This window comes from Ectobacillus sp. (assembly GCF_056992975.1).
On the sequence record NZ_JBXKMX010000281.1, the window covers coordinates 1 to 2,126 of the forward strand.

Genomic DNA, 2,126 nt, shown 5'->3' on the forward strand with positions numbered 1-2,126 from the left:
GTCCGCTTTTTCGTTTATAAAAATCATTTGTTCTCTCTATTGCAATTAAGCCTATCGTTTGATAAAATATTTGTTGTTCTATGTAAGTATCGAGTTACTCGATTGCTACCAGGAGGTGAATGAAAATGGCAAACATTAAATCCGCTATTAAACGCGCTAGCTTAAGTGAAGAGCGTCGTGCACATAATGCTTCAATCAAGTCTGAAATGCGTTCTGCAGTAAAGACTGCCGAAGCTTTACTTGAAAATAAGGATGTTGAAAACGCAAAATCTGCTTTATTAGCTGCTACTAAAAAGCTTGACAAAGCTGCTACAAAAGGTTTAATTCACAAAAACGCTGCTGCTCGTAAGAAATCACGTCTTGCGAAACGACTAAACAGCATTAACGCGTAATAACAAAACGATCCATTTGGGTCGTTTTTTTTGTAGAAATTTTTCAATCCTCTTCTTTCCAAAAAACACAAAGACCTTCTAGCAATAAAAACGCTTGAAGGCCAATTGTATGTAACCTATTATTATTTTATTCATCCTACGCTTTAATATGCTTTAAACGCATAATAAAAAATTCCAAAATTAACTTTTTTTCCATTTTCCCCGTTTTCATATCATAATCAGCGTTTGCCAACAAATCAATAATTTGTTTTAACTCTTCAAACGAAAAGGAAGATGTTTGCTTCATAGCTAACTTTACACGAAAAGGATGTACACTAAGATGGGAAGCAATTTGATTCTGCGCATAGCCATGCATTTGTAGTTCCTTCACTTGATGCAGCAATCGAAATTGACCTGCTAGTAAAGCCAAAATCTTAATCGGTTCTTCCTGCTTTACAAGCAATTCATGCAGGATCCTCATCGCTCCCGCTATATTTTTGCTCACAACCTTTTCTACTAATGTAAATACATTTTGCTCAACAGATTTAGGTACAAGTTGTGCTACTTGGTCACGCGCTATTGTTCCGGACTGCCCTGCGTACAAAAATAGCTTCTGCAATTCTTGTGAAAGAATCATGACGTTACTTCCAACTAATTCAACAAGTAAATCTACTGCATCATTTTCAATCGTTACCTGCTGCTCCGTTCCTTGCTCAATAATCCATTTTCGTACATCTTGAATTTGCAGAGGATTTGCCTCGATCATTTCCGCGTGCTTTTTCACAAGTTTTGTTATCTTTTTACGCTCATCTAGCTTTTCAAATGGTGCAAGAATAACAACAATTGCAAAGGGAGATGGTTCCTCCATATAGCTTTGTAAGACGGCAACATTCTGCTCGAGCTTTTCTTTTTGTGAAGTTAAAAAATACGGAGATTTCACAACAATAATTTTTCGTTCCCCTAAAAAAGGCAATGTTCTTGCATCTTCCACTGCATCTTCTAAATAGGATTCCTCCAGGTCATAGGTAACTACATTCCATTCCCTGTCTTCTTTCTCCAATGCTTCCGTGATAAGTATGTTCAATGTTTCATTCATAAAATAGGTTTCTGTTCCATATAATACATATAGCGAAGCAAATTGCTTTTGCTTCATTTTTTTATGTATCGCATTCATTTCGTTGCTCCTCATATATCATATATTTCTATAGTAAGGGCACAGGCATTGATTTACAAGCAGGAAGGGCAGACAATCAGTTGCCCGCCCTTCATTTTATATGAAACGCCAAGTTCGCATGCCCTAGGTTACATGCAGCGTGACGGATACCTACACCTAGTATTTACAGAATCATCTCTCACATGAATGAGGATTGTATACACATTTAGAATTATTTGTATATAATGTTTATTTTTTAAAATTCAAACCTGTATTCATGTTAGATCTTAGGAGGTATGCAAAGTGAATGAGTTTGAGAAGGACGTTCAATGCAAACGAAATGATGCAGTAGATTCAGGTGTTGGTTTCTTTGTTTCTTTTGGGTTCTTTGTTACTTTGTTTATTATCGCAACCATACTAAAGGTTATCGGCTCTTAAGACTGCCAGCTATGGTGGTCTTTTTTACCCGTTCTTTATTCTTTACTTCTATCATATGGCTGCACGCTGCCGAATGTTCCCTTTTCTCCTTTATATGTAAATGTAATAGCCCCTCCCTCATCCGTACGCCAAATGGAAACATTATGATTTCTTAGTCGCTCCAT

Annotated in this window: 3 protein-coding genes; 2 read left to right on the forward strand and 1 reads right to left on the reverse strand. The window is 36.6% G+C overall.

The window, feature by feature from the left end; translation table 11 throughout:
- Nucleotides 1-125 precede the first annotated feature (125 nt).
- The gene (gene rpsT / locus AC11ZT_RS12885; protein WP_484059988.1) at nt 126-392 is read left to right on the forward strand and encodes a 30S ribosomal protein S20; all 267 of its coding nucleotides are present in this window, start codon (nt 126-128) and stop codon (nt 390-392) included.
- A gap of 136 nt (nt 393-528) precedes the next feature.
- Here rpsT and holA read toward each other — a convergent pair whose 3' ends face one another.
- Nucleotides 529-1,545 (reverse strand): DNA polymerase III subunit delta, encoded by a 1,017-nt coding sequence (gene holA, locus AC11ZT_RS12890; RefSeq protein ID WP_484059989.1) that lies wholly within the window; start codon nt 1,543-1,545, stop codon nt 529-531.
- A 282-nt stretch (nt 1,546-1,827) separates the two neighbouring features.
- On the opposite strand from holA, the gene AC11ZT_RS12895 reads away from it, so the two are divergent.
- Complete coding sequence (locus AC11ZT_RS12895; RefSeq protein WP_484059990.1) at nt 1,828-1,962, forward strand: YqzM family protein; 135 nt, start codon at nt 1,828-1,830, stop codon at nt 1,960-1,962.
- Nucleotides 1,963-2,126: the final 164 nt, after the last annotated feature.